Genomic DNA, 26,143 nt, shown 5'->3' with positions numbered 1-26,143 from the left:
TCAGTGTCCTCCTCCTACCACCATTTTCCGCACATGAAATAGTGCCGGCAGCACAGCTTCCAGGCATTCCTTCACCCCGTTAGTGCTGCCCGGCAGGGTAACGATGAAGGAAGTGCCTACTGTGCCCGCAACGGCGCGGCTCATCATGGCCAGGGGGGTACGCTGCTGCCCATGGGTCCGCATGGCCTCGGCAATGCCGCTTGCTTGTTTCTCCAGTAACTCGGCAACGGCCTCCACGGTGACGTCTCTAGGACCCAATCCTGTGCCGCCCGTAGTGAAAATAAACTGGACTCCCCTATCTACCCAGTGCCGCACAATACGCTGGATATCGCATTTTTCATCGGCTACGATTTGGTAGTCCAATACCTGCGCGCCGGTGGCCAGAAGCATTTCTTCGATTTTTTTACCGCTGCTATCCAGTCGCCGTCCGGCGAAAGTCGCATCCGAACATACCAGAATGGCGCACGTCGCCAACGGCGCGAGGAAGCGGTCGTTGTCTGACTTACCCCCTGTTTTGTTTATCAACCGGATATGTCCGATCTCCAACTGGTCATCGATCGGTTTCAGCATGTCATAAAGTTCGAGCGCGGCCACCGATACCGCCGTCAGCGCTTCCATCTCTATTCCTGTCCGGCCAATCGATTTGGCGGAAACAGTAAGCTGTATACCCACCCGGTCTGGCTGTCCATCGCCGAAATATGCGGGATGGGAGTCCGGGTATAGGTAGTCGAAATCGACATCCATTGCGTCGATACTGACGGGATGGCAGTGCGGGAGCAGTTGGGGAGTTGCCTTTGCCCCCAGAAATGCGGCTGCACGGGCCACATCGAAGAGGTCGCCCTTGGGAAGTGTACCCTGTTTAACCCTTAAAGCGGTCCTATCGGTGATGTACAAAACCGCACTGGCCAATGCTGTGCGGAGCGTACTGATTTTATGTGTGATATCTCTCATATTATCTGTTCAAGCGGGGTCGTGGCTAGTGGTTTGGAAAAGCGGACAATCCGCTGCTGGAGCGTCAACACATCGAAAAGAAGCAATTTACCTGCAAGTATACCGGGCAATCCCAGCAGTACTTTGACTGCTTCATTTGCCATTAACAGGCCTATCACCATACTGCCTATTATATAGGTGCCTGATTCGGTGCAGGCTGTCCCTACGATGGCTCCCGGGTCGACAGCGGATAAATCGGTCATGGCTCCCGTCGACTCGCCGTAGTTGAAAACGGTGACCTGCCCCTCCGTCCGGAAGATAGCACGATACACTTGAGGGAGCCCCAGCTTCAGGCATGCTTGGGCAATCATAGACCTCGACAGGAAATTGTCGGTCGCATCGATGATCAAATCGTATGCGGCAAACAACGAATCGATCGTTTGGGGACTTAGGTATAGTGGATATCCTTCGAAGGAGGTTTCAACGCATCGGGTTCTCAAATAGTCGATGGCCGCCGTAGTTTTGAATTCACCCACCTGATCGGGCGTGTACAGAAATTGGCGTGCTAGGTTCGTGGCATTTACCCGGTCGCCATCTACGATCCCGATATGTCCGACCCCACTGGAGGCCAGTGCCGAAACGACAGGGCAGCCCAACCCACCGGCTCCTACCACCAATACTCGTTTCTTTTTTAAATTGTCGACCCCCGGCCTGCCGATAAATGGCAGCTGAAGGTGGTCATTGAAAAAACTGCTATCCACCTTTTTGTATCCTAAGTTTTCTATGATCCATACTATATCACGTGGCGCTTTACGGGAAAGGATGTCATCGCTTCACTTAAGGCAACGACTTCGCCGATGACGATGATAGCCGGATTAGCCATATCCGCCTCCCGGCTGCATTTCACCAGGTCGCGCACCGCACAGGTTACCTTTCGGCCATTGGGCTTGGTGGCGTCCTGCACAATCGCAGCGGGTGTATCGCCTTTGCCTTGCATTACGTACGTGCGCGCAATCGTTGATAGCTTCCGCATCCCCATATAAATAACCACCGTTGAATTGCTTTGCACGGCCAGCGATAAATCGGAGGCGATGCTACCGTCGCTTTTCATCCCTGTGAGTATCCAAACCCCTTCGCTGGTACCGCGATGGGTAAGTGGGATGTCCCACATGCCGATACCCTGCATACTCGTAATTCCCGGTACATAAACTACCTGCACCCCTAACCGTTGGGCCACAGCCCACTCTTCGAACCCCCTGCCATATATATAAGGATCACCTCCCTTTAACCGGACGACGTGGGAGTAGCGCTTACAGTAGTATACTATCAACTCATTTATATCGGATTGGGGCACATATTTGCCGAAGGGTTTCTTACCTACATAAATTTTCGTGCAGTTTTCCGGTACAATGGCAAGTAAATCCCGGTTCACTAGGTTATCAAACAACACCACATCCGCTTTAGCTAGGATTTTATACGCTTTTATGGTAATTAATTCAACATCACCCGGACCGGACCCAATAATATATAGCTTATTTTGAATATTTAACATATAAACACTCGTTTTTTAATAAAAATCACAAGCAAAAATATGATTTTTTATCAAAAAAATAATTTTATTTATCTTTTTTTGATAAAAACGATTATTTTCGCATTCATAAACATCAATATTTTTATATATTATTTAGAATATGATTAAAAAATGAGCATAAAAAAAAATAATTATTATTGGAAATGGCATGATTAGCCATAAATTTTGTGAAAAAATAAGAAAAAAAGACAAAATTTCTCATATAATAGTATTTGGAGAAGAACCTATAAGGGCATACGACCGCGTTCACCTCACCAGTTACTTCAGTGACAAGCCATTGGACCGACTTTACCTATCCGAAGAGCAGTGGTATTCTGAAAACAACATCGAATTACACTTAGACGACCCGGCAAAAGCCATCGATCGGGACAATAAATCGATTATTTCATCAAAAGGACTCCGACTCCACTATGATTTCCTGGTGCTGGCTACCGGATCGGCTGCTTTCGTGCCGCCTATACCCGGGGTAGATAAAGAGGGTGTCTTTTTATACCGCACCATACAGGACCTCGATCACATCAAGGAGTATTCGGCACGTGCCAAGAAGGGGGCTGTCATCGGTGGCGGGCTCCTTGGCTTGGAAGCCGCGAAGGCCTTGGTAGATTTAGGTATCAAGGAATCCACCGTCGTCGAGTTCGCACCCCGATTGATGCCCCGGCAAATAGACGATAGCGCCAGCCGCACACTACAAATAAAATTGGACAAACTGGGGCTAACCTGCTTGCTGCAGAAATCGACCACACAGATACTCGGCGATGGGCACATAACCGGACTTTCATTTTCAGACGACACCCAGATCGATGTGGACATCCTCATCATATCTGCCGGCATCAAGCCCCGCGATGAGCTGGCCGTAGCCTGCGGCCTGGCTACGGGGCCGCGCGGCGGAATCATCATCGACGAAACAATGCGCACGTCAGACCCGGCCATATTGGCCATCGGTGAATGTGCACTTTCAAACGGCATGATCTATGGCTTGGTAGCTCCCGGTTATGAGATGGCCGAGGTCGCCGCCTGCACAATTTGCTGTGAGGAAAAATTATTCAACGGCTTTGATATGAGTACCAAGCTGAAGCTGATGGGGGTAGATGTGGCGAGCTTCGGTGACCCATTCATTGCCGAACCTCACGCGAGAACCATCCTATTGGAAGACACAAACAAAGGGGTGTACAAGCGCCTGAACATCAGTACAGCCGGCTACTCGGTGGCATCCTCGTGGGCGAGGCCAGCAGCTACAACATGTTACTGCAGACGGTCAACAACAACATGCCTATCCCCCCCGACCCCGAAATCCTTCTTCTCGGCGAAAAAGCCGACAGCAAACCTCCCGGCTCGGGCCTGGAATCGCTCCCCGATTCGGCACTGATCTGCAGCTGCGAAGGCGTTACGAAAGCACAGATATGCGATGCGGTGACCACCCAAGGGTGTGAAAACTTCGAGGGTGTAAGCAAATGCACCAAAGCGGGCACCGGCTGCGCCGGCTGCGTGCCCATGGTAAAGGACCTCATCGCCCATACCATGAAACAACAGGGCAAGTACATCCGTACGACCGTCTGCGAGCACTTCAACTATAGCCGCCAGGAACTCTACGACCTCGTAAAAATCCACCAGCTTAAAAGCTACGACGAGATCCTAGATAGTATAGGTAAAGGCGACGGTTGCGAAACCTGCAAGCCGTTGGTAGCGTCCATCGTGGCCAGCCTATGGAACGAGATGATCCTCAGCCGGGGCAATGATGTGGTGCAGGACAGCAACGACCGCTTCCTAGCAAACATCCAACGCGGTGGCACCTACTCGGTGGTACCGCGTATTCCCGGCGGCGAAATCCACCCCGACAAACTGATTGTAATCGGAGAGGTTGCCAAAAAATATGGACTGTATACCAAAATCACGGGCGGGCAGCGCATCGATCTATTTGGCGCGCACCTGAATGACCTACCCGCTATCTGGGAAGAATTAATTGCCGCCGGGTTTGAAAGCGGCCATGCTTATGGAAAGGCCCTACGCACGGTGAAAAGCTGCGTGGGAAGTACGTGGTGCCGCTTCGGGCTGTACGACAGTGTTTCCTTCGCCATCCAAATCGAAGAGCGCTACCGTGGCCTGCGGGCGCCCCACAAACTTAAGTCTGCCGTAAGCGGCTGCGTACGTGAGTGCGCCGAAGCACAAAGCAAAGACTTCGGAATCATCGCCACGGAGAAAGGGTGGAACCTATACGTATGCGGCAATGGCGGCAGCAAGCCACAGCACGCGCTATTGCTCGCCAGCGATGTCGATTCCGCCACCTGTATCCGGTACATCGACCGATTCCTGATGTTTTATATAGGGACTGCAGACCCGCTGACACGGACAGCCACGTGGTTGAACAAAATGGACGGGGGCATCGATTACCTCCGGAACGTAGTTATCAACGACAGTTTGGGCATGGCTGAGACCTGGGAAAAAAACATGCAGGAATTGGTCGACGCCTATGAATGCGAGTGGAAAGCGGCCGTGAAAGACCCCGAAATACGCAAGCGTTTTGTACATTTTGTAAACGCTCCGGAGGAAAAAGATGATACCGTCCGTTTCGAGACTCTTCGGGGACAGAAAAAGGCAGCCGATTGGAATGCATTAACAACACATTAAAAAAAAGCAACTTATCAATTCACTATTTATTAATTACACATTTATGGAAACATTAGCCACATCAGCACCCTGGAAATTAGCCTGCCGCGTAGAAGATACGATTGCCAATGGCGGGGTTTGCCTAAAACTGGAAGGCCAACAGATTGCATTGTTCTATTTCAAGCGCCGGAACGAATGGTACGCGACGCAAAACGAATGCCCCCACAAACGGCAAATGATCTTGAGCCGCGGCATGATCGGGTCGCTCGGTGACAGCCCGAAGGTCGCGTGCCCGTTTCACAAAAAAACATTCGCCCTGGATACGGGAGAGTGCTTATCGGGTGATGAATGTGCAATCAAGACCTACCCGGTGAAAATCGAAGATGGCTTGGTTTACATTGCGCTGAATAACTGAGCGGGTGTCGTGCCTTATTGCCAAAAACTTGTACCTTTACTTCAAAAAGGAAAGATGGCTAATATCAATATCCCAAGGCTCGACCTTCATGATTATACCCAAGGCACTGCCCGGCAGCGCCACCAGTTCTCACAAGACATTGGTCACGCATTCAACGAAACGGGCTTTGTAACCATTGCCAATCATGGCATGGATAAGGCGTTGATCGATGAGCTATACCACGTGGTGCAGGCGTTCTTTGCCTTGCCCGATGACATCAAATCTAACTATGAAATCCCGGGGCTAGCGGGCCAAAGGGGGTATACTTCAAAAGGGAGAGAAAAAGCAAAAGATGCCAAGGTGCCCGACCTGAAAGAGTTTTGGCAGCGTGGCCAGGACGAAAACCCGATTGTGGATGAGCTGCCGCGTTTTGATATGGTGACCGGTAACGTGTTCCGCCGCCTGGAATCGGCCGGGCGCGAATTGCTAAAAGCCATTGCCGTATACTTGGGGTTGACAGAGGATTATTTTGAATCGAAAGTCGAGCGAGGCAACTCCATTTTAAGGGCTATCCATTACTTTCCTATTGATGATCCGGACAGCCTGCCTGGTGATGCCGTCCGTGCCGGTGCCCATGAAGACATCAACCTGATTACGTTACTTATCGGTGCAAGCGCCGACGGACTGGAAGTACTCACGCGCGACGGCACCTGGTACCCCGTCAAAGCGCATGGGGAAGACATTGTAGTGAATGTAGGCGATATGCTGCAGCGGCTCACCAACAACAAGCTAAAGTCTACTACTCACCGGGTGGTCAACCCACCCCGCGAGCTGGTGAAGACATCGCGCTTTTCGGTACCGTTTTTCCTCCACCCGAAAGCTGACATGAGCCTCGCGGTACTGGAATCATGCATCAACGCCGAGCATCCCAAGGCATACGCGGACGTGACGGCCGGCGAATACTTGGATGAAAGGCTACGGGAAATCGGGTTAAAGATGTAATGCCGGCTTATAACGCCTTGAGAATAGCTTCCAACTCGGCCTGTACAGATTGCCCCTTGTCGGCATTATACCATTGTTGCAACGCGACCTTCTGCCGCTCGAAGTCGGCATTCTCTTCCTTCAGTTGATCAAATAGCTTTTGGCATTCCACAGGGCGCGGCCCCCACGTGGCCAGGTCAGTGCCCTGGCTGTCCCTGATAATCAACTTCGGAATGGATTTGCTCCCATTGGTCAGGTACGCATTGATCCGGAAAGGTTCGGCATCGCGCAATTCATAGTCGACCGAAATTAACGGATTCAACTGGGCTGCCAATTGGATGAAGGGCACAGAGTGAGCCGCATCGCCGCACCAAGGCTCGGTAATTACAATCCACTGTTGGGGCTGGGCAATACCTTTGACCATTTCCGCGAGTGTATCAGACAGCTCGCCTTTCTTCAGCCAACGGTTCATTCGCGACCAATTGAGCTTGGTATAGTCAAGGTAATCGGGATTATCGTACGGCGGCTGAGGTTCCTCACTATCTAATATACGGCCGAACTCAGTTAAATAAGATTTGAAATCCATAGACACAAGCTACAAACATTTAGTAAATACTTGCAAAGGTAACGAATACAAACCTGCTGTCGGTCTCGTGAGTGTCAGATTCGCTCCCTAATGCTTTTAGGCAGTCCGGCCACGACCAACTCATAGCTGTGATTTATCAGTTCTTCAAGCTGGTGGTCGCTTAGTTCCCCATTGCAAGCCACCTGGTTCCAATGGCGTTTATTCATGTGGTAGGCCCCTTGTATGGTGCGCGGGTGTCGGCCACGTAACTCCAGTGCATATTCCGGATCGCATTTGGCACTGAACGATAGGGGTTGGCTATCCAAGCCTGCAAGGAGAAACATCTTCCCCGCCACCTTGAAAACCAAGGCATCCGGTCCGAACGGGCAGCTTTCTGTAACCGCCGGCTTGGCAAGGCAATAATCACGTAGTTGTTCTATATGCATGTATAATCGTTAGTCACTAGTCGTATGTCTTTAGTCGAAAGTCGTATGCCACTCATCAAACATCGGAATTATAGCGGGAATTACAAAAACCAAAGGAACTGCTCCACTTGTCTGGCATCTCATGTCTAATGTCTAATGTCTAATGTCTCACATCTCGCGTCTAATGCCTCACGCCTAAAATGACACATTGTCATGATACCATCATCAAGAATGACGCTTTTTTCGCTATGCAGAGACAATTGGCATTGAAAGCACGATTGGCACAAGGCTTGTTAATCAGTAAGAGAATTGATTTTATCAACGTAGAAAAAGAAAATAAAGATATGGCAAAAATTATTGGAATCGACTTAGGAACTACCAACTCTTGCGTAGCTGTGATGGAGGGTAATGAGCCGGTAGTCATCACCAACAACGAAGGCAGGCGTACTACCCCTTCGATTGTGGCATTCGTTGAGAATGGTGAGCGCAAGGTAGGTGACCCTGCTAAGCGCCAAGCCATCACCAACCCGAAGAAAACCGTCTCTTCCATCAAGCGGTTTATGGGTACCACTTACGACGAGGCCGCCAAAGAGGCTAAGCGTGTACCCTATAGCATTGTGAAGGGCGACAATAACACGCCCCGCGTGGAAATAGACGACCGTAAATACACGCCACAGGAGATCTCTGCGATGGTTCTGCAGAAAATGAAGAAAACAGCAGAAGACTTCTTGGGCCACGAAGTGTCGGAAGCCGTTATTACGGTGCCCGCCTATTTTAACGACGCACAACGCCAGGCTACCAAAGAAGCGGGCGAGATTGCCGGTTTAGCGGTAAAGCGGATCATCAACGAGCCGACGGCCGCAGCACTTGCCTACGGGTTGGATAAGTCGAACAAGGACATGAAAATTGTGGTGTTCGACTGTGGCGGCGGTACGCATGACGTATCTGTGCTGGAGTTGGGCGACGGTGTGTTCGAAGTAAAATCAACCGACGGCGACACCCACCTTGGGGGGGACGACTTCGACCAAGTAATCATCGATTGGCTGAACGACGAGTTCAAGAATGATAACGGTGGATTTGACCTGAGTAAAGACCCGATGGCGCTGCAACGGCTGAAAGAAGCTGCAGAAAAAGCAAAAGTGGAGCTTTCAAGCTCTTCTTCTACCGAAATCAACTTACCTTACATCACGGCCGATCAAACCGGGCCGAAGCACTTGGTACGCACATTGAGCCGTGCTAAATTTGAGCAACTGGCAGACAGCCTGATCAAGCGGACCATCGATCCGTGTAAATCAGCCCTGAAAAATGCTGGCTTCTCCCCTTCGGATATCGACGAGATTATCCTTGTAGGTGGGTCTACCCGCATACCGGCTATCCAAGAAGCGGTGAAGAGCTTCTTCGGCAAAGAGCCCTCGAAAGGGGTAAACCCCGACGAGGTGGTTGCACTTGGAGCTGCGATCCAGGGCGGCGTGCTTACCGGCGAAGTGAAAGATGTTCTTTTGCTCGACGTGACCCCGCTGTCGTTGGGTATCGAGACGATGGGTGGTGTGATGACCAAGCTCATCGAAGCGAACACCACCATCCCCACGAAGAAATCGGAGGTATTCTCCACGGCATCAGACAACCAGCCTTCGGTGGAAATCCACATCTTGCAGGGTGAGCGGCCCATGGCTGCGCAAAACCGCACCATCGGACGTTTCCACTTGGACGGGCTGCCACCGGCACCGCGCGGCGTACCACAAATTGAAGTAACGTTCGATATCGACGCTAACGGTATCCTGCACGTATCGGCAAAAGATAAAGCTACTGGTAAGGAACAAAAAATCCGTATCGAAGCGTCTTCTGGCCTCACCGAGGATGAAATCCAAAAGATGAAACAAGAAGCGGAAGCCAATGCCGAAGCAGACAAAAAGGCGAAAGAAGAAATCGACAAGCTGAATGCAGCTGACGCGCTTATCTTCTCGACCGAAAAACAGTTGAAAGAATATGGCGACAAAATCGGTGCAGATAAAAAGACACCTATTGAAGATGGCTTGAAGAAGTTGAAAGATGCGCATGCAGCAAAAGACTTCGCCGCTATCGACGCTGCCCAAGCCGAGTTGCAAAACGCATGGAACGCTGCCTCAGAGGACATGTACAAAGCTTCTCAAGGGGGGGCGGCCAACGGACAAGCCGGAGGTGATGCCAGCGGTGCCGGACAAGCGGCAGGCAACGCTGGTGACGACGTGACCGACGTAGAATTCGAAGAAGTCAAAGACGACGACAAGAAGTAAGTTGTAAGTCGCATATCTGCGACATCCTCCAACAAAAAAACCTCGCAAGTACGGTACTTGCGAGGTTTTTTTATTTACTGATATTGTTATTGTTTCTCGCTTAAAACAGCTTGCTGGGATACACACCGCTATTTATTAGTTTGGCAATACTTTCCTGCACGATAGGCTTATCTTCAGGATAAGTAACGCCGAACCATTTTTGCGATGTGGGGAGCACTTTGAAGGTGGCTTTCCCCTGCTTAATTAATTCGTCGGCTACCTTTGGAATCAAAAACTCCGACTTAGGGTTGTTTTCATTGGCCGGTACGAATGCTTTGAACAGCTCTTCGCTCACTTTAAAAATAGCGGGGGTAAAACCCCAGAAATTCATCGACACACGGCTACTCCTGGGTAGTTCTGTTTCCACGCCATCTTCTTCAAAGAAGATGCGCCTCTCACCATCCACTTCCTTGAAATAAACCTTCAGCCGCTCATTGATTTCTGTCATGTTCCCATCATCATCCACCTTGCACACCCCGCGCGACACGGAGCCATAATCAGAAAGCGTTTTGTCTATTTGGTACCCCATCAGCGAGAACTTGCTGTCCGTTACCTCGTGGGTCAAGAACTTCGCCATTTTTTCAAACGCCTCGTAACCGTAGAAGTCATCGGCGTTGATTACGCAGAAAGGCTCGTTGATTTGGTTGCGGGCCGAAAGCACGGCATGAGCTGTACCCCATGGTTTGGAACGTTCAATCTGTCTATCGATACCGAATGGTGTTAGGTCGTAGCTTTGATATACATAGTCTGTTTCGATTTTTCCCGCTAGTTTCGGCTCGAATATGTCTTTGAATTTCTCAGCAAACTCTTCGCGGATGATGAAGCTCACTTTTCCGAATCCGGCGCGGATAGCGTCATAGATGGAATAATCGATGATCGTTTCACCGTTAGGCCCGAAAGGATCTATCTGTTTCATGCTTCCGTAGCGGCTGGCCATACCGGCCGCAAGAATCAACAAGGTGGGTTTACTCATTACTTAATTTATTATGTTGAAAATGTGTCGTTCAAGTCGTCAAACTTAGCTAAATTCCTTTTGATATAAAAATGCTTCCCGTGTGGCGCGCACCGCCTTAGCGCTTCCGCTTGAACATGGCCGTCAATATTCCATTGGCGAGCCGCGCCAATAGCTTGGTACCTTCGCGCGCCAATGTCGTCGTCGCCGCCTTTTGGGCGGCCTCCAACGGGGTCTGGCGGCTACTGCGCCTGGATTTGCTTTTAGTTTTCTCTTTGGCCGCCGCCTCGCGCGCCTGCTCCGCCTCATGTGCCTGCATCTTTTCTTCAAGTATTTCCGCTGCACTTCTACGGTCGACCAATTCGTGGTACTTGGTATAGAAGGGTGAAGTTTTGACCAGTTGGTCGTACGTCTGTGTATCCACCGGGCCCATTACAGCGCGCGGCGGTATCAGGTGGGTGGCCACTACTTCGGTGGGGATACCTTTGTCGTTGAGTACGGTAATCAATGCTTGCCCTGTTCCGAGCGATGTGAGTACCCGGTCTATCTCATAAAACTCAGACCGGGGATAGGTTTTTACTGTTTTGCGGAGCGCCTCTGCGTCATTGGGAGTGAAAGCCCTCAGTGCATGCTGTACGCGGTTACCCAGCTGGCCCAGCACGCTTTCGGGGATATCGGTCGGCGATTGGGTACAAAAGAATACCCCCACCCCCTTAGAGCGGATGAGCCGCACAATCTGCTCCACCTGGGTAAGGAACGCTTTCGGCGCATCTTTGAAAAGCAGGTGTGCTTCTTCGAAAAAGAACACCAGCTTGGGCTTGTCGAGGTCGCCCACCTCCGGCAGGTTCTTAAATAACTGCGACAGCAGGCTCAATAGGAACGTGGATGACAGGATAGGCTGGTCTTGGATGTCCGAGATGTTCAAAAGGCTGATGACGCCTTTGCCATCGACCCGACCGAAAAGGTCGTCTATGTCAAACTCTTTCTCTCCGAATATACCCGATACCCCTTGTTGCTCCAGCGCGACCAGCTTGCGCAATATCGTGCCGGACGTGCTGCTGCTGATGCGGCCGTAGCTGTCTTTGATTTCTTCTGCTCCCGGTCCATCCGTAAGATAGCTCAGGAGTTTCTTCAAATCGGCGAAGTCGACCAGCGGCAATTTGGTATCCTCCGCATATTTGAACACAGCGGCCAGCACGCCCGTTTGGGTATCGTTCAGGTCTAAAATCCGCCCGAGCATCACCGGACCGAAATCCTCAACAGTAAGCCGCATGGGGTTGCCTACTTCTCCGCTCAGCGAAAAAAGCTCCACCGGAAACCCCGAAGGTTCAAAGGGCCACTCCAGCGCGTCACCACGCCCCACCAATGCCGCATTCGATTCACCGGGCTGGTGCAACCCCGAAAGGTCTCCCTTGACATCGAGCAAAAATACGGGTACGCCTGCGTCAGACAGCTGTTCGGCAATCAGCTGCAGCGTCCGGGTCTTCCCGGTGCCCGTAGCACCGGCAATCAGCCCGTGCCGGTTCATCATCTTCAGCGGCAGGTTCACTTTGGCTTGTGCCAATATTTCCCCATCCAATAGTCCAGCACCCAAAAAAATAAAGGCACCCTTGGGGTTGTAGGAGGCTGATACTTTTTCGATGAACTTCGCTTGATTTCCCATATCGTATGTAACAAAATAATGGTGGAAAGCTACATACTTCTTCGAATAATTGCAAACGGCAGGGTCGATATTTAAGGCCGGGTAGTTGGTCCGTTCACTTTCAGCACACCGTTTTCATCGATTTCCATCGCATCGATGAAAACCACACGCTCGTTACCTGTCTTCTTAGTGCGTGCATGGTATACGCATAGCATCCGTCCATCGGGCAGGAATAGCACGCTACTATGGCCGGTACCTGTTACGGTGCCCCCGCTGGGGGTGTTTTTCTCCAGTACCGGGTTATTGGAGGCTTTGGTATACGGCCCTAACGGGTGTTTCGCTGTTGCATAACCAACGGCATAGTTCTCTCCTGCGAAGTGGTTGGCCGAATACATCATGTAATAGGTATCGCCGTGTTTGAACGTGAACGAACCTTCCGTCCACCGGCGGTTCACCTCTTTGCTGGTTACCGAGCGGCTTTCCCACTCAGCTTGGGCATCGTCCATTACCACCGGTGGCCGCAGGCATAGCACCGGTTCACCGATGACACCCGAAAAATCCGGCTTGAGTTCCACTCCGTATACCCAGCTTTCTTCGATTTCATCATACCAGCCTTTTTGCCGTGCCCACGTTGCCACCTCACTCTCCACAGGGTGTTTGTAGCAGCAGCGCGAATAGTATAGAAACATGCGGCCATCGTCTGCGAAATAAACATTGGCATCGATAATCGGGTACCCGGGATCGAATAGCGGGCCACCCGGCAAATCGATGAAAGGCCCCGTGGGCTTATCAGCCACAGCAACACCGATACGGAAGTTCTCCAGCTCTTTACCGGGATTGCTTTTCCATTGCGCACTGTAGAATAGATAAAATTTGCCTTTGTGTGCGTAAACCTCAGGAGCCCAATATGCACCGCCCCAAGCAGCGGTTGAGTCACTCCAGCCATTTTCGTTGCTGGCATAATACACTTGTCCTTCCGGCTCCCAGTTCAGCAGATCGGCAGAAGAATATGCAGCAAAGCCATTGTTGGCTCCGCCCCCCGTGCCGTACATATAATACCGTGCTGTAACGGCATCGTAAATCACATAGGGATCGCCGAATGCCACATCCAATGGATTACTGAAGGACGTTCCCACTTCCCTATCGGCAGCAGATGGATTTGCATCCGCTTTTTTTGCCAGTTCGTTGACATACTGGAGTAGGATGTGAAACGCCGGTGTGGCCATGGCACCGTGGTTGAAGCCATCCAGCTCATACAAGCGGACGTCAGGGTGCCCCACCAGCTTCATCATCCGGTAGAAATATGCATTTTCTTCATAGCGGCCAAGCATCTCCATCTCCCGGTCTCCGGTAATGAGCAACAGCGGTGGGGCGTCTTTCCTGACATGGTACAGCGGTGCGTACTCATCTATAATGGGTTGTGTATCCTTTATCCCACGTTCGGCGCGCACCGTCATATGTGTAATGGCATGGCCACTGAAATCCACGATACCGGCCAGCTTATCGGCATCCTCACCATATTTTTGCAGCCACGATTTATCTAACCCGACCATTGCAATGAGGTATCCGCCAGCAGAATGGCCTGAAATAACGATTTTCGAAGGGTCGCCACCATAATCAGCGATGTGCTTGAACGTCCACGCGATCGCTGCCGCGGCATCATCGATATAAGCCGGTGCCTTCACCTTCGGGCTCAGCCGATAATTGACAGCAACCACTGCCAGCCCCTTCTCTTTCAATTCTTTGGGAATGAATTTCTGTCCTCCCGTGATGCCACCACCATGGAACCAGACGACCGTAGGGAAGCCTTTTTCGTTCTCGGGGTAATAGACATCCAGCACACATCGCTCCTTAGCATACGGATCGTTGATATCATCGCCGCGATACCCTATATTTTCTACAAGTTGATAGGTTACCGAATGTTCGTTTTGTGCGTAAGCAGTAAAGATAAACGCTATCAAACACCAGCCTATCATCAAATGCTTCTTTCTATTCATGGTCATGTCAAGAACTTGTTATTAGTGAAACGTTCCAAATCAGTGGCGCTAAAAGTACATAAAGCCGATGAAAACGGAAAATTACTTCCTTGCAGGGTCTGCCCTCTCGGGTGTCAGCTCCGGCAAATAGGCCCTCCATGTGTGAAGCCTGGCCCTCAATTCATTCACTACCTCAGGATACGATTCTGCAACGTTCGTGGTTTCATATCGATCGCTTTCCATATCATACAGCTCCACGTTATCGCGCTGGTAGTCCATCAGCAATTTCCATTTGCCGGACCGGATGGCTAAGTTGGGGCTCCGGTCGCGCCCCTTCGGGTAATTGAACGCATAGTCGTTCCGGCCGTACTCCCAGTACATCTCTTTTTTCCGTGGTGACGGACTTCCCATCAACACCCAGGCCCGATTTTCGCCGTCACCTTTATAATTTGCAGGCAGCGCGGCTGCAGCGATCGACGACAATGTTGGAAACAGGTCGGTGGAATTCAGCACGGAAACACTATCTGTAACCCCAGCGGGTACGTGTCCCGGCCACCGCACGATAAATGGCATGCGAATACCACCTTCATAAAGGGAGAGCTTCGTGCCCCGTAATCCGCCTGAGCGGCTGCCCCTAAAACTCGGCAGTGGCCCGTTATCACTGGTAAAGATAATCAGCGTATTTTCGGCAATCCCCAGTTCCTCCAGCCCGTCGAACAATCTACCCATCTGCTTATCGAATTCGGCGAGGACAAGTTTAAATGCAGCCTCTTCATTGGGATCCATGGGAAATTTACCGGCTTGGCGCCGGTTTTCCTCGGGCACCCAGGGCGTGTGCATATCATCGGGCCAAAGGTTCACAAAACAGGGAGTTCCTTCATGCCGGCGTAGGAAATCGAGGGTTTTGTCGACGAAATAGGCTGTCCGATCCCACCGCTGAACGCTGTCCACGTCAGACCATATCCAGTTCGTTGCGGTCAACGCCGGGTCGGGCTCGGGACTTTCGTAGGTGCTGGCATGTTCGTCGAAACCGTACAGCTTGAACTTCGGGGCGTTCTTGATGTCGCGCCCGCCCCCCATGTGCCATTTACCGAAATGGCCGGTGGCATATCCGGCTGCTTTCAGCACTTTCGCGATAGAGGGGGCATGTACGTTGAGGTAGTTAGCCTGTTCAGCCCTTCCATTACTCCGGCGGTCATTCAGGTAATTGGTGAAATTCCATTCGGCGGGGAACATGCCCGTAAGTATACTCGTCCGGGAGGGGCTGCAAATCGGGGAAGCACTATAATATTGCGTAAACTTGCTACCTTCTTCCGCAAATCGGTCAAGCCGCGGGGTAGGAACAAAGTCGCCGCCGAATGTTCCGATATCACTGAAGCCCATATCATCCGTGAGGATAACGATGATATTGGGCGGCTCTTGCCCGAAAGCGGCGACGCTGCTTATCGACAGGGCCGCCAGCAATACCATGGGGAGGGTGATTTTCGTTGCTCTCATAACTTAATAGCCGTTTAACTTAATGGGTACTCTCTGGCCGCGGGGCCATTGCTTCTGGGTGCTGCGCCAGGATTGCCCGTAGGGAGTCACGCACGGCCGGCTGCTCATCGGCGATATTCCTGACTTCCATAAACCCGTCTTTATAATCATACATTTCGTATTCAACCGGTGCTGTTGCATCGCCAATCTTGCGCCACTCCACGAGGCGGTAACGGTCCGTCCGAATGGCTCTGCCGAGCCGTCCGCCCCGTGGAAAGCTATGATAAGCGTGATCACGGATACGCCTTTCGGGATCATTCAGTACAGGCACCATGCTGAGGCCATCAAGCGGTTGTTGTGCCTGTGGTGTTGGCAGCCCGGCGAGCTCCACCAATGTCGGGTAGATATCTACTGTTTCCATAAATTGTGCGGTTTTCGATCCGGGCTGTGCAACCCCGGGGGCGGCGATTATCAAGGGGATATGGTTGGCCAACTCATAATTCACGTGTTTGGTCCACATGCCCATCTCACCGAGCATGTAACCGTGATCACCCCATAATACCACAATGGTATTTTCATCGAGGTCGAGTGCCACCAATTCGTTCAATACGGTCCCGATCTGGTTGTCTACATAACTTACCGCGGCATAGTAACCGTGGATCAGCTTCCGGGTCAGGCTATCCGGAAACGGCTCCGCCGTTACCTTTTCCGGAATCGGGACATACTGGTCAATCTCGGTGCCGTATTTCACCGCGTAGAGAGGTGCTCCTTCAGGTCGGGTGGTAAGGGTTGGCAGGGGCAACTTGCTTTCATCGTATAGGTCCCAATACTTCTGAGGCACCGAAAACGGAAGGTGCGGTCGGGCAAATCCCACGGCTAGGAAAAAGGGTCGTTCCGGTTGTGCTTTCAGGTTCCTGAGCCGATTTACAGCCCGGTTCGCCACACGGCCATCGGCATAGGCATCGTCGGCCACATCCGGAGATTCCCACGCAAGCCCACGGGGCAACCCTCGGGCACTTTGATTCGAAAACAGCGCTTCTTCACGCGTAAACCCATCTTTCTTACTGGCTGGATCGACATACTCGATGACCAAGTCCTTATGGTGCGGCACACTCCACGACGCCGTATCACCATATGTGCCGTGGCCGATGTGGAAAACCTTACCCATTGACTCGGTGTGGTAACCGTGCTGCTTGAAGTATTGGGGTAACGTTATGGCATCCGGATACGGATCGCGGAAGGCGCGACCGAAGCCATAAATTCCTGAGGAGGTAGAACGGCTGCCGAATAACAGATTGTACCGCGACGGTCCGCAAACCGCCTGATTGGCGTATGCTCGTTCGAAAAGCAGACCGTTAGCAGCTAGATTGTCCAAGTTGGGCGTAATGGCCACGGGGTCCCCATATGCGCCGATGGCCGGACGGAGGTCATCGACCAGAATCAGCAGAACGTTTGGTTTTGTGGGCTTCTCGACTGCCGAACAGGAGCTACCGACCAAAACTACCAGGCCAGCCATACATATGGAGGATAACCGTTGCCTCATATTGCATTGTTTATCATTAATCATGTTTCTCACAATTGTTATGCATCAGCATATTCATTGAATCATCCGTTCAAAACACGTACGGTGCCACCGGTCCCTTCTGTTCACCTTGGTCTGGCTTAGCATTCAAATCTTCAGGGCCGGTCTCATGGTCGCCTTGCTTTTCTCGGATAGCGGCCATCTCTTCCCTGAACTGCCCCAGCAGGCTAGAATACGTGGAATCAGCGGCCAAGTTCATAAGTTCCCAAGGGTCGGCCTGGATGTCGTATAGTTCCTCCTCGGGGCGGTTATGGTAACGCCAAAGTACCGCAGCGGCATGGGAATCGCGGAACGACTCGGTGCGCCACGACGGCCAATATTCCCGGCCTCCATCGTGGTCGGTCGCCTTGTTCATGTGGGTATTGTACAACGTGTCAGGTGCCAGATTGAGAATATATTTATAACGGTCTGTACGTAGCATTCGCATGGGCGATCGGTTCATTTCCCGGTCACCGGTATGGGAAGCAAAGACGAGTTGCCGATGGGCGGCTTCGGGATTTTTCAATACCTCTAAAAAGCTCTGCCCGTCGATATTAGCGGGGTTGGTCCCGTTGGCAATAGCTACCATGGTTGGCATAATATCTACATGGGATACCAACGCCTTGGTCCGTACCCCGGCGCTAACATGTCCCGGCCAACGCACAATCAGCGGCACCTGTACCCCATAGTCATACAACCCCCATTTCCCGAATGCCCATTGAGGGCCCTGGTCTGCCGTAAACATCACGATAGACCGATTTAACATGCCATGTGCCTCCAGCATAGCCATGAGCTTGCCCACGTTTTTATCCATCTTCGTCACGTCGGTATAATACCTCGCCCTGGCACGCCGCGTATCAGCGGTGTTGATATGGATTGGGGGGATATCAACCTCGTCGGCGTCGTAAGCTGGTGTCTCCGGCCAAACCACATGTGGACTATGGTCTGCGACAATCAACACAAATGGTTTTCCGGCTCGTTGTTTTCGAAGCCACTCGTCGACCGGCCCTAGGTTGAGATCGTAGAATAACCCCGGCCGCTCTTCATGTTCCGGCTCAGGCACATTGGTACCCTCAATCCGTTCAAAAGGGAAAACATCGCGAGGGCCGACATGGAGCTTGCCTGCAATAGCAACGTGATAGCCAAGGGCCGACAACTGCTGCACCATGGATGTTGTCCCGGCCCTCACTCCCGAATGGTTGCCATGTGCTCCGTGCTTCATGGGGTACATCGCTGTAAATAAGGAGCTCCTTGAAGGACCACAAGTCGGCGATGCTGCGAAAGCGCAATCGAACACCATCGATTCGCGGCTCAATTTTTCGAGACTCGGCGTACGGACTACCTCATTTCCATAGGGACCTATATCGCGCACTGCCAGATCATCGCCAATGAAAATGACCATGTTTGGGAGTGGGTGCGTTTCCTGGAGATAAGCGGTGGTCAGCCAACAGCTAAACAAGGCAAAAAGAGAGAATTTCTTTTTCATCTTATTATAAGAATATAATAGCCACCGAATCCGGCAGTGAGACAACATATTGTGTTTATAATCGCCCGAACTACAAAGATAAATGAAAATAGCTTTCAGAAAACCACGATATGTTGTCTCTTTGCGGTCAAATTATATCACAACAACCTATATAAATAGCCAACATAGGATAAGTTTAGAAAAACAGTAAATGCCTTATTCAATTTTCACAAAATGAGAAAAGGGGCATCGAGTAATCACTCCATGCCCCTTCTTACTATCTAATTTCGGCCTTACCTAGGCAGATTAGCCATAAACTGTACATTCAGCGCTCCGACGTTTAGCCCCATCATAAACGACGGCATGGTTTGGGCAAAGACCCAAGCGTTGTTCTGACGGTACACGTATCCGCGGCGGTACGGGTCGTAATACGTACGATACTTAGGGAAATACACGTATTCGCTACGGTGGTGGAACCGCTTGCCATAGTACCAATCGTCGTGATCGCGATAATGGCGTTTGTGTTGCTTTACGTATTTCCGGTATTCACGGTCGCGCTTTTCGTAAAACTTTCGGTATTCACGGTCCCTCTTTTCGGCATACTTCCAATAGGCTTTGTCGTGTTTTTGATGCTTTTTAGCATACTCCTTTTTGTGGTGGCCCCGGTGGTCCTTTCCGCGCCCCTGTGCATCTGCTTCTAACGTCATACCCACCACAAATGCGAGGGCAACGATTCCAATCAATAACTTTTTCATAGCATCAATCTTTTACGTACAACCATCAATCTAATCTATCGGTGAGACAACAGAAGTGATGCCAAGGTTTAGTGTTTGTATGTAACACATCGATGACGCAATATCCTCCCCTTTTTTGGTGAGCCCCCGAAAGCGACAAGCGACAATTGAACATTTTCCCCTAAAACAAATCAATCTGATTGGTTATACATAAAAAACACCATCAGTTAGCTTAGCAATTCCTTCACGGTTTCGCCTTAGGCATCGGTCTCNACAGAAGTGATGCCAAGGTTTAGTGTTTGTATGTAACACATCGATGACGCAATATCCTCCCCTTTTTTGGTGAGCCCCCGAAAGCGACAAGCGACAATTGAACATTTTCCCCTAAAACAAATCAATCTGATTGGTTATACATAAAAAACACCATCAGTTAGCTTAGCAATTCCTTCACGGTTTCGCCTTAGGCATCGGTCTCGTCGGCAGGCATGCCCAGCAGCCGGTACCACTTCCGGAACGCGCCGATGAACACGATGAGCATCAGCACCATCGCCAACACCGCCAGCGAGGCCAGCAGGTATTGGCCGTTGGGCAGGTAAATATCCGCCACCTGCGCATAACCCGCCCAGAAGATGATCACCGCCATGAACACCCCGGGTATAGCCGAACACAGCGCATATTTCCCACGGTTCAGCCGGATCAGCATCGATAGCCGTCAGGATCCACAGCGCACCGGGCAGGTAACCGAACTGCGCCGCAAGCACGGGGCCCACCAGGGGTCCCGCAGCGGCAATCGCCGCAAAGTGGTGGCCGAAAAGCACATTGCGGTCCGTGGCAACGTCGTCGCGCCCGTCGGCCAGCGATACCGCCGGAGTAGCGTTGACCGAATTAAGCCGCACTGGCGGATGAAACTATGGAAAAACATCCGACACCTAACGGATGGACTACGCGAGCTGGGCCTGGATATCGGTGCCACCGAGTCGGCCATTATCCCGGTGAAAATTGGCGACATCGCGAAAACGCTGGAGGCAGGTAAGCTGCTGCTTCGGGCAGGTATCTTCGCCAACCCCATCATGTACCCGGCGGTAGCGAAGAAAGACGCCCGCATCCGGCTAAATGTGATGGCTACCCATACCACCGAGCAGTTGGACAAGGTATTGGAAGCTTTTTCGGATGTAAAACGACGGCTGAATAGCTGATATGAACATGCGCTGGCTAAGTTGATGAATGATTTAAAACAAAGCGGCGGGTATTGTAAATGAGATGATAATTACCGTCTTTTGTATAAGAATGTGTAAGGAGGAATGTCATGAAGTCTAAAAGCGAGGTGTTAGCCGCCATAAAGGGAAATAAAAAAGCACTAGCAAAATTTGGCATCAAAAGCATAGGCTTATTCGGTTCGTACGCGAGGGAGAGCCAAAACGAAGAAAGTGATATCGATATTTTGCTTGACTTTGAAGGTGATAAGGAAACATTCGACAACTATATGGCGACATACGATTTGCTTGAAAGTTTGTTTAACGGCAAACGAGTGGAGGTGGTGACTAAAAACGGCCTTAGCCCTTACATCGGTCCCAAAATCCTAAACGAGGTAATTTATGTCTAAAGATGTACACGAATATCTCAGACATATTTTAGACGAATGTTCCTATCTGACAAACGCAAAAACTGAGTTATCGTACAACACCTTCATTGAGGATGAGACACTGAAACGTGCTGTCGTACGCAGTCTGGAAATTATTGGCGAAGCAACAAAAAAGATTTCGCCTGATTTTAGGGACCGGTATCCATCAATCAATTGGAAAAGTATGGCAGGCATGCGAGATCGGCTTATCCACGATTACATGGGTATAAATTACAAAATTGTTTGGGACGTAATTATCAATAAGATACCTGAGCTTAAACGGCAAATATCACGAATTATAGAGACGCATTAAAGCTATGCCAATCTGAATACCTGATATTCACAACACGTCATTCACCAGATAAGCCACGGCATCATACACCTCTTTCTTTCCTTCTTCCGTAGTCAAATCCAAGCCACAGAATGTACTCAGGTTCTGCGCAGCGTGGAACGGCAGGAAGTAGCAAGCGCCGACCAGAAACACGGCCATCGGCAAGAACGGAATCTCGCGCGAGCCGAGAAGCCGATCGGCGGCGGTGAGCAATTCCGCCGCGGCCCGCTCACGGGCATCCGAAAATTCCCGTTTCAACCGGCTTCGCGGACGAGAGATGCCCCACACCATGAGCTCCTGCATTTCACGGGAGTCGAAGAAGCAATCCAATTGGTGATGAAGTATACGGACCACCAGCGCCTTCAGTCGAGTACAGTCATTCAAATCATCCGTGCGGATCGTACCGATTGTATCGTCCAGGCGCAGCCAGAAGTCGGCTTGTACGAGGTAGGCCGTGAGCAGGCCATCCGTATTGTTAAAGTGTTTTTTTATCCAACGGCCTTTAGGTGGCAAACCGGCTACGCGGATTACATTACGGGATGTTAATGCACGGCTCCCCTCCGTGTTGAGGATGTGGCGTACGGCCGCCAGCATCCTCGAACGAGGATCAATCATTGCAACAGCTTAGTTTGATTTCCCGACAGGAAAAAGTGAATATTTAGTTCATAAACAGTTTTTTCATGGTATGTTCAATTGCTTTCAACAGCTGTTCCTGCGTAGCCGGCGCATTCAAATCCAGTTTGCACATCCGGCCCCGGTTGCGATTGGCGTGCAACGCGGCGTAGTAGGTACCGGCCACGAAGATGGCTGCGATTCCACGAAACGGGATATCCCTTACGGCTAAACATTGATCGGTCAACCGCAATACCTGCTCACCCACCGCCTCGCGGGCTTCGGCAAACTGCCGCTTCAACCGACTCGGTTTGCGGTCGACGCTTTGCGCGATCAGCTCACGCAGCACAGGTTCCTCAAAGTAATCCAACATTTGGTTCTGCAGAACGGCTACGACCACGTCGCAAAGCCGCCCGCCAGCTGCTGGACCCTCCAGTCTGGACGTATTCACATCCGCCAGCGCATTCAACCAGTAATCATTTTCTGTAAAAAACTCGGTAACTGCGCCATCCATCCCCTGAAAATAGCGGTAAATTAACTCCTTGGAGTAGCCGGCTGTACGAGCCACGCGGTTTACGCCTAGCTTTTCATAACCCTCATCCGCCATTACGGTGCCGATGGCATCGATAATCTGTCGTTTGGTCCGCTCTTTGTCTTTCATCAGGAGAAGTTGTTTCTTAGTAGCAATGAAGCCTTGGTAGGTTAAACTGTTCGGCTAAGTAAACGGGCGTGCCGTTAACAAACGTAGCCTTGATGGTGATTTCCTCGTCGAATAAAACGACATCCGCATCCATGCCCTCCGCCAATGTTCCCTTGGTGTCTTGTAATCCCAATATCCGGGAGGGTGTGCTGGTCATCATTTGAACAGCGTCGGCAAGGCATATCCCTGCGAGGTTAACCATGTTGCGGACCAGCAGATCGGCGGTGGCCACACTTCCCGCAAAAGAGCTGCGGTCAGGTAGTTTTGCCACACCGTCTTCAATAAGGACTTCCAAACCCGTATCTTTGTTTCCCAACACGCTTTTACCCGGTGGCATACCCGCACCGCGCATAGCGTCCGTAATCAGGGCCGTTCGATGGGGGCCCTTGATTTTATGTACCAGCTTCAACAAAGGCGCGGGCAGGTGCACACCGTCGGCGATGATCTCGACGTCCATGGCATCCAGGAGGTATGCGGCTTCGATTACTCCAGCGTATCGGAAGCAGTTGCGCCGCGTAACACCGGACATACCGGAATAAAGATGCGTGGACAACGTATAGCCATTTTCGACAGCTTCCACCACGTCTTCATATACCGCATCGGTGTGGGCTACGGCTGCCAACACCCCCTGCGAACGGAGGTAGCGGCCGAACGCCATGGCGCCCGGCAACTCGGGTGCCGCACTCCATCGGCGGATATGCGGTGAGGCGGCAAGGATCTCACGGTATTCGCCCGCATCGGGATTGCGGATGTACTTCGGATCCTGCGCCCCGCGTTGGTTCATCGCGAAATACGGCCCCTCCAGGTGCAGCCCCACGAACTGTGCTCCCCGTGTATGCTGGCCGGCGGCGTTGCCATACACCTCGAGAGTACGGAGCAGATCGCCCTTCCCGGCGGTAAGTGTTGTGGGGCACAAGGCTGTGGTACCAAAGCGGGCATGGGTCTCGGCAATAGCGCGGTATGCCGCAACGGTATTGTCCATGAAGTCGTGCCCGCCGCCGCCATGGACATGGAGGTCGATGAAGCCGGGCGCCAAGTAAAGGCCTTGCGCATCGACAACGGTAGCGTCGGGCACATCCGCATTTTCAGTGCCGACATACTGTATCTTGCCATCCTTAATAACCACACAGCCGTCGCTGATGATACGGTGGGGAGTGATTGCCCGCGCATTGATGATCTTGATAGAGCTTGCTTGTTCCATAATGTTGTGTGTTTGGTTACGACCACCGCCGCAAGCGGTATCCCCTGAACGCGTAAAAAATAAGGTAAAGGTAGCACGGCACAAGCACCCAATAGCCGCCGCGGAGCGAATGGCTGTCTGCGAGGTAACCGTAGAGTAAGGGAAGCAGTGCATTGCCGCATAGCCCCATAATCATAATTGAACTTCCGAGTTTTGTAAACCGCCCCAGCCCATCGAGCGCAAGCGGCCAAATGCCTGCCCAAACCAGGGAATTGGCCAGGCCTAACAGTACAATGAACCAAATGGAGATATCCGCCTCGTGTCCAAGCAGACGTACCGTCCCCGAAAGCCACAGGATACCGAAGGTGAACCCTAGACCTAACAATGTACAGACCCGTAAGGCAGCTGGGTGAGGAATTTCGGTGTGCAGATAATACCAATCAAGTAACCCACGATGGTGGCAGCAAGCGTGTAGGAGGGGAAAGATTTGGCCTGGAATAAATCAATATCCATTGAGCCGGCATAACCGATGATCGTGTCTATGGCGATCACCTGTGTGCCTACGTGCAAAAATATGGCAAAGGCTCCCAGGATAAGGTGCGGGAACTGGAAAATGCTCGTTTTATCCTCGTTGCGCAAGGCAACATCGGCGGGTTCGTGTTCCGTATCGATTTCGGGCAAGGGTGAATAGCGTACAACCAGCCCCAAGACAACCAATACACCGCTTACGCAAATATAGGGGAAAATTACCCGGCGGATCAGCGCATCCAGGGTGCGCGCGCGGGCCTCCTCGTCCATCAGCGGAATCTGAGCGAACAGCTCGCTGTCTGTTGGTTGCAGGATGGCAGCTGCAAAAGCCAAGGGAGCCAATATACCTGCGCCCTTGTTACAAATCCCCATAATGCTGATGCGTTGCGTGGCCCGTTCTTTAGGGCCGAGGACGGTAATGTAGGGGTTTGCAGCCGTCTGGAGGATGGCTAACCCTCCCCCTATCGTGAAAAGCCCCACCAGGAACACCTCATATGCGCGCATCAATGCTGCCGGCACAAAGATAGCGGCACCGAGCGCCATGAGCCAGAAGCCCACCATCATCCCATTTTTAAACCCGACTCGCTTAAGCAGGTAGGCTGAAGGAACGGAAACGACAAAGTATGCGATATAGAATGCGAATGCGACCAGATAAGACTGGAAATGGTTCAACTCGCATGCGATCTTGAAATAAGGAATCAGGATCGCATTGACCCACGATACGAAACCGAAGATAAAAAACAGTATCCCGATAATACCTATCGAGATATAGGTCTGGCGCTTGGTCAGCGAGTCTACCGAGGTTACCCCTGTCATACGCAGCCCTTTGACAAGAACCGGGCTGATTCTTTATCCAAGTAAAAGCCACAGCGACCATGACGTTGGAGGATACTGGCCGGAAATAGGTTACTCACCTGCTGTTCCACGCTGTCCTTGACTGCCTGTGCCTTGCGGGCATCCGGTACGGAGCAGATGATGTGCTTGGATTTCATGATCTGGTTGACGGACATGCTGATGGCTTGTGCCGGCACCTCATCCACCGAAGCGAACCACCCTTCGTTGTATTGCTGGGCACGGCAGGGCGCGTCGAGGTCAACGATAAGGTACGGTTTGTCCGTCCCGAAGTCGGCCGGCGGGTCGTTGAACGCCAGGTGCCCGTTTTCCCCGATCCCCACCAATGCCACGTCGATGGGATGGGCTGCGATCAACCCGCCCAACCGTTCGGCCTCCGCCCCGGGCTCGGTTTCACCGTCGATGAGGTGGGCGGCTTTCAGGGGCGGTACCAGGTCCAGGAACCGTTCTTTCAGGTACCTGCGGAAGCTGGCCCCGTGCGTGATGGGCAGGCCGATATACTCGTCCAGGTGGAACATGGTTACCTTGGACCAATCGATGCCGCCTGCCGCAACCAGCTGCTTGATGGTCTCGAATTGGCTCGTCCCGGTGGCCAGGATGATGTTCGCACCGCCCTTTGCGGCAATCGCGCGCTTTATCCGGGTTGCCGCATCCTTCCCGGCGGCTTCCCCTAACTTCTCTGCATCGGCAAAAATGTGGATTTCCATAACT

General features: G+C 51.7%; 24 protein-coding genes and 3 pseudogenes. 8 read left to right on the top strand and 19 right to left on the bottom strand.

Going from position 1 to position 26,143, the window contains the following annotated elements; genetic code table 11:
- Genes moaCB through cobA form a run of 3 tightly spaced genes read right to left on the bottom strand, consistent with a single transcriptional unit; the run spans nt 1 to nt 2,482 of the window.
- The gene (moaCB, locus tag NGM62_RS13005; protein WP_262248552.1) at nt 1-951 is read right to left on the bottom strand and encodes a bifunctional molybdenum cofactor biosynthesis protein MoaC/MoaB; all 951 of its coding nucleotides are present in this window, start codon (nt 949-951) and stop codon (nt 1-3) included.
- Complete coding sequence (locus NGM62_RS13000; RefSeq protein ID WP_262248551.1) at nt 948-1,691, bottom strand: HesA/MoeB/ThiF family protein; 744 nt, start codon at nt 1,689-1,691, stop codon at nt 948-950. Before NGM62_RS13000 ends, moaCB begins: the two co-directional genes overlap by 4 nt.
- Before the next feature lie 32 nt (nt 1,692-1,723).
- Nucleotides 1,724-2,482, bottom strand: a complete 759-nt coding sequence (gene cobA / locus NGM62_RS12995) for a uroporphyrinogen-III C-methyltransferase (protein ID WP_262248550.1) — start codon at nt 2,480-2,482, stop codon at nt 1,724-1,726.
- A 187-nt stretch (nt 2,483-2,669) separates the two neighbouring features.
- On the opposite strand from cobA, the pseudogene NGM62_RS12990 reads away from it, so the two are divergent.
- The 4 genes and pseudogenes from NGM62_RS12990 to NGM62_RS12975 all read left to right on the top strand — a co-directional run.
- Nucleotides 2,670-3,446 (top strand): annotated as a pseudogene (locus NGM62_RS12990) (NAD(P)/FAD-dependent oxidoreductase); the annotation flags it as partial.
- A 314-nt stretch (nt 3,447-3,760) separates the two neighbouring features.
- Nucleotides 3,761-5,146, top strand: a complete 1,386-nt coding sequence (locus tag NGM62_RS12985; RefSeq protein ID WP_262248548.1) for a (2Fe-2S)-binding protein — start codon at nt 3,761-3,763, stop codon at nt 5,144-5,146.
- 43 nt (nt 5,147-5,189) lie between these two features.
- Complete coding sequence (gene nirD / locus NGM62_RS12980) at nt 5,190-5,540, top strand: nitrite reductase small subunit NirD (RefSeq protein WP_262248546.1); 351 nt, start codon at nt 5,190-5,192, stop codon at nt 5,538-5,540.
- 54 nt (nt 5,541-5,594) lie between these two features.
- Entirely contained in the window at nt 5,595-6,521 is a 927-nt protein-coding gene (locus tag NGM62_RS12975; protein ID WP_262248545.1) for an isopenicillin N synthase family dioxygenase, read from the top strand.
- Nucleotides 6,522-6,528: 7 nt separating this feature from the next.
- Here NGM62_RS12975 and NGM62_RS12970 read toward each other — a convergent pair whose 3' ends face one another.
- Complete coding sequence (locus NGM62_RS12970) at nt 6,529-7,086, bottom strand: thioredoxin family protein (RefSeq protein WP_262248544.1); 558 nt, start codon at nt 7,084-7,086, stop codon at nt 6,529-6,531.
- 74 nt (nt 7,087-7,160) lie between these two features.
- The gene (locus tag NGM62_RS12965; RefSeq protein WP_262248543.1) at nt 7,161-7,511 is read right to left on the bottom strand and encodes an MmcQ/YjbR family DNA-binding protein; all 351 of its coding nucleotides are present in this window, start codon (nt 7,509-7,511) and stop codon (nt 7,161-7,163) included.
- Nucleotides 7,512-7,834: 323 nt separating this feature from the next.
- On the opposite strand from NGM62_RS12965, the gene dnaK reads away from it, so the two are divergent.
- The gene (gene dnaK / locus NGM62_RS12960; protein WP_262248542.1) at nt 7,835-9,763 is read left to right on the top strand and encodes a molecular chaperone DnaK; all 1,929 of its coding nucleotides are present in this window, start codon (nt 7,835-7,837) and stop codon (nt 9,761-9,763) included.
- A gap of 100 nt (nt 9,764-9,863) precedes the next feature.
- On the opposite strand, the gene NGM62_RS12955 is transcribed toward dnaK, so the two are convergent.
- The 9 genes and pseudogenes from NGM62_RS12955 to NGM62_RS22235 all read right to left on the bottom strand — a co-directional run.
- A complete protein-coding gene (locus NGM62_RS12955) occupies nt 9,864-10,775 on the bottom strand; it encodes a nucleotidyltransferase family protein (RefSeq protein ID WP_262248540.1) in 912 nt (303 codons plus the stop codon).
- A gap of 97 nt (nt 10,776-10,872) precedes the next feature.
- On the bottom strand, nt 10,873-12,417 hold the full coding sequence (locus NGM62_RS12950) for a DUF853 domain-containing protein (RefSeq protein ID WP_262248539.1): 1,545 nt from the start codon (nt 12,415-12,417) through the stop codon (nt 10,873-10,875).
- Between the two features lie 71 nt (nt 12,418-12,488).
- Complete coding sequence (locus NGM62_RS12945; protein WP_262248537.1) at nt 12,489-14,399, bottom strand: family 43 glycosylhydrolase; 1,911 nt, start codon at nt 14,397-14,399, stop codon at nt 12,489-12,491.
- A 75-nt stretch (nt 14,400-14,474) separates the two neighbouring features.
- On the bottom strand, nt 14,475-15,869 hold the full coding sequence (locus NGM62_RS12940) for a sulfatase-like hydrolase/transferase (RefSeq protein WP_262248535.1): 1,395 nt from the start codon (nt 15,867-15,869) through the stop codon (nt 14,475-14,477).
- Between the two features lie 19 nt (nt 15,870-15,888).
- Entirely contained in the window at nt 15,889-17,364 is a 1,476-nt protein-coding gene (locus NGM62_RS12935) for a sulfatase (RefSeq protein ID WP_262248534.1), read from the bottom strand.
- 97 nt (nt 17,365-17,461) lie between these two features.
- The gene (locus tag NGM62_RS12930) at nt 17,462-18,895 is read right to left on the bottom strand and encodes a sulfatase family protein (protein WP_262248533.1); all 1,434 of its coding nucleotides are present in this window, start codon (nt 18,893-18,895) and stop codon (nt 17,462-17,464) included.
- A 272-nt stretch (nt 18,896-19,167) separates the two neighbouring features.
- On the bottom strand, nt 19,168-19,629 hold the full coding sequence (locus NGM62_RS12925; RefSeq protein WP_262248532.1) for a hypothetical protein: 462 nt from the start codon (nt 19,627-19,629) through the stop codon (nt 19,168-19,170).
- A 439-nt stretch (nt 19,630-20,068) separates the two neighbouring features.
- On the bottom strand, nt 20,069-20,251 hold the full coding sequence (locus NGM62_RS12920) for a hypothetical protein (protein WP_262248580.1): 183 nt from the start codon (nt 20,249-20,251) through the stop codon (nt 20,069-20,071).
- Between the two features lie 70 nt (nt 20,252-20,321).
- Nucleotides 20,322-20,486, bottom strand: a pseudogene (locus NGM62_RS22235) (carbon starvation CstA family protein); the annotation flags it as partial.
- Nucleotides 20,487-20,510: 24 nt separating this feature from the next.
- On the opposite strand from NGM62_RS22235, the gene NGM62_RS22230 reads away from it, so the two are divergent.
- From NGM62_RS22230 to NGM62_RS12900, 3 genes are all read left to right on the top strand, one after another.
- A complete protein-coding gene (locus NGM62_RS22230; RefSeq protein WP_262248530.1) occupies nt 20,511-20,804 on the top strand; it encodes an aminotransferase class I/II-fold pyridoxal phosphate-dependent enzyme in 294 nt (97 codons plus the stop codon).
- Between the two features lie 110 nt (nt 20,805-20,914).
- A complete protein-coding gene (locus NGM62_RS12905) occupies nt 20,915-21,211 on the top strand; it encodes a nucleotidyltransferase family protein (RefSeq protein WP_262248529.1) in 297 nt (98 codons plus the stop codon).
- On the top strand, nt 21,204-21,542 hold the full coding sequence (locus NGM62_RS12900) for a HepT-like ribonuclease domain-containing protein (RefSeq protein WP_262248527.1): 339 nt from the start codon (nt 21,204-21,206) through the stop codon (nt 21,540-21,542). Before NGM62_RS12905 ends, NGM62_RS12900 begins: the two co-directional genes overlap by 8 nt.
- Before the next feature lie 27 nt (nt 21,543-21,569).
- Here NGM62_RS12900 and NGM62_RS12895 read toward each other — a convergent pair whose 3' ends face one another.
- From NGM62_RS12895 to NGM62_RS12875, 5 genes and pseudogenes are all read right to left on the bottom strand, one after another.
- Nucleotides 21,570-22,175, bottom strand: a complete 606-nt coding sequence (locus NGM62_RS12895) for a hypothetical protein (RefSeq protein ID WP_262248526.1) — start codon at nt 22,173-22,175, stop codon at nt 21,570-21,572.
- A gap of 43 nt (nt 22,176-22,218) precedes the next feature.
- Nucleotides 22,219-22,833, bottom strand: a complete 615-nt coding sequence (locus NGM62_RS12890; protein WP_262248524.1) for a TetR/AcrR family transcriptional regulator — start codon at nt 22,831-22,833, stop codon at nt 22,219-22,221.
- 16 nt (nt 22,834-22,849) lie between these two features.
- On the bottom strand, nt 22,850-24,073 hold the full coding sequence (nagA, locus tag NGM62_RS12885; RefSeq protein ID WP_262248522.1) for an N-acetylglucosamine-6-phosphate deacetylase: 1,224 nt from the start codon (nt 24,071-24,073) through the stop codon (nt 22,850-22,852).
- A gap of 16 nt (nt 24,074-24,089) precedes the next feature.
- Nucleotides 24,090-25,396 (bottom strand): annotated as a pseudogene (locus NGM62_RS12880) (sugar MFS transporter).
- Nucleotides 25,393-26,139, bottom strand: coding sequence for a glucosamine-6-phosphate deaminase (locus NGM62_RS12875; protein WP_262248520.1), 747 nt, complete (start codon nt 26,137-26,139; stop codon nt 25,393-25,395). The pseudogene NGM62_RS12880 and the gene NGM62_RS12875 overlap by 4 nt, the downstream one beginning before the upstream one ends.
- Nucleotides 26,140-26,143 lie beyond the last annotated feature (4 nt).

It is taken from the genome of Parapedobacter soli, assembly GCF_025460835.1.
Classification (GTDB): domain Bacteria; phylum Bacteroidota; class Bacteroidia; order Sphingobacteriales; family Sphingobacteriaceae; genus Parapedobacter; species Parapedobacter soli.
The sequence above is the reverse complement of the archived record's forward strand: the minus strand, read 5'-3'. Positions and strand labels throughout refer to the sequence as shown.

Coding starts and splice junctions, on each gene's coding strand:
- moaCB (WP_262248552.1), bottom strand. CDS start 951: ATGAGAGATATCACACATAAAATCAGTACGCTCCGCACAGCATTGGCC.
- cobA (WP_262248550.1), bottom strand. CDS start 2,482: ATGTTAAATATTCAAAATAAGCTATATATTATTGGGTCCGGTCCGGGT.
- NGM62_RS12985 (WP_262248548.1), top strand. CDS start 3,761: ATGTTACTGCAGACGGTCAACAACAACATGCCTATCCCCCCCGACCCC.
- nirD (WP_262248546.1), top strand. CDS start 5,190: ATGGAAACATTAGCCACATCAGCACCCTGGAAATTAGCCTGCCGCGTA.
- NGM62_RS12975 (WP_262248545.1), top strand. CDS start 5,595: ATGGCTAATATCAATATCCCAAGGCTCGACCTTCATGATTATACCCAA.
- NGM62_RS12970 (WP_262248544.1), bottom strand. CDS start 7,086: ATGGATTTCAAATCTTATTTAACTGAGTTCGGCCGTATATTAGATAGT.
- NGM62_RS12965 (WP_262248543.1), bottom strand. CDS start 7,511: ATGCATATAGAACAACTACGTGATTATTGCCTTGCCAAGCCGGCGGTT.
- dnaK (WP_262248542.1), top strand. CDS start 7,835: ATGGCAAAAATTATTGGAATCGACTTAGGAACTACCAACTCTTGCGTA.
- NGM62_RS12955 (WP_262248540.1), bottom strand. CDS start 10,775: ATGAGTAAACCCACCTTGTTGATTCTTGCGGCCGGTATGGCCAGCCGC.
- NGM62_RS12950 (WP_262248539.1), bottom strand. CDS start 12,417: ATGGGAAATCAAGCGAAGTTCATCGAAAAAGTATCAGCCTCCTACAAC.
- NGM62_RS12945 (WP_262248537.1), bottom strand. CDS start 14,399: ATGACCATGAATAGAAAGAAGCATTTGATGATAGGCTGGTGTTTGATA.
- NGM62_RS12940 (WP_262248535.1), bottom strand. CDS start 15,869: ATGAGAGCAACGAAAATCACCCTCCCCATGGTATTGCTGGCGGCCCTG.
- NGM62_RS12935 (WP_262248534.1), bottom strand. CDS start 17,364: ATGGCTGGCCTGGTAGTTTTGGTCGGTAGCTCCTGTTCGGCAGTCGAG.
- NGM62_RS12930 (WP_262248533.1), bottom strand. CDS start 18,895: ATGAAAAAGAAATTCTCTCTTTTTGCCTTGTTTAGCTGTTGGCTGACC.
- NGM62_RS12925 (WP_262248532.1), bottom strand. CDS start 19,629: ATGAAAAAGTTATTGATTGGAATCGTTGCCCTCGCATTTGTGGTGGGT.
- NGM62_RS12920 (WP_262248580.1), bottom strand. CDS start 20,251: ATGGCGGTGATCATCTTCTGGGCGGGTTATGCGCAGGTGGCGGATATT.
- NGM62_RS22230 (WP_262248530.1), top strand. CDS start 20,511: ATGAAACTATGGAAAAACATCCGACACCTAACGGATGGACTACGCGAG.
- NGM62_RS12905 (WP_262248529.1), top strand. CDS start 20,915: ATGAAGTCTAAAAGCGAGGTGTTAGCCGCCATAAAGGGAAATAAAAAA.
- NGM62_RS12900 (WP_262248527.1), top strand. CDS start 21,204: ATGTCTAAAGATGTACACGAATATCTCAGACATATTTTAGACGAATGT.
- NGM62_RS12895 (WP_262248526.1), bottom strand. CDS start 22,175: ATGATTGATCCTCGTTCGAGGATGCTGGCGGCCGTACGCCACATCCTC.
- NGM62_RS12890 (WP_262248524.1), bottom strand. CDS start 22,833: ATGAAAGACAAAGAGCGGACCAAACGACAGATTATCGATGCCATCGGC.
- nagA (WP_262248522.1), bottom strand. CDS start 24,073: ATGGAACAAGCAAGCTCTATCAAGATCATCAATGCGCGGGCAATCACT.
- NGM62_RS12875 (WP_262248520.1), bottom strand. CDS start 26,139: ATGGAAATCCACATTTTTGCCGATGCAGAGAAGTTAGGGGAAGCCGCC.